Genomic DNA, 334 nt, shown 5'->3' on the forward strand with positions numbered 1-334 from the left:
GTATCGGTAGTTATCGTATCTCTGCCTTCGCCGCCCTTATTTCCGGCCTGATCCGTTATATAGGCGCTTACGGTAGAAGACTTTCCGTCTTTAACAGGAATGTCAGGTATTATATAACCGTTATTTTTTATTTCAGGAGTAATGGTTTTGGTTATATTCTCGGTCGTACCGTCTGGTTTAGTAATAGTAATTTCTAGCGTATCTCCTACATTTGCATCCGCAGGAACGGTAATTTTAACAGGAGTAGTATTCGGATCACCATTTGCTTCATTTTCGCTTTTATTTAAAAATCCGTCATTATTTGTGTCTCTCGTAAATTCTACGGTTGGAGTAG

1 protein-coding gene is annotated in these 334 nt (G+C 39.2%); it reads right to left on the reverse strand.

Features of this window, described 5'->3' with window-relative positions; all coding sequences use genetic code 11:
- The coding region (locus B9N62_RS10595) for a hypothetical protein (RefSeq protein ID WP_180382199.1) at window positions 1–334 on the reverse strand (334 nt) is incomplete at both ends.

The organism is Campylobacter concisus (genome assembly GCF_002165785.1).
GTDB lineage: Bacteria > Campylobacterota > Campylobacteria > Campylobacterales > Campylobacteraceae > Campylobacter_A > Campylobacter_A concisus_W.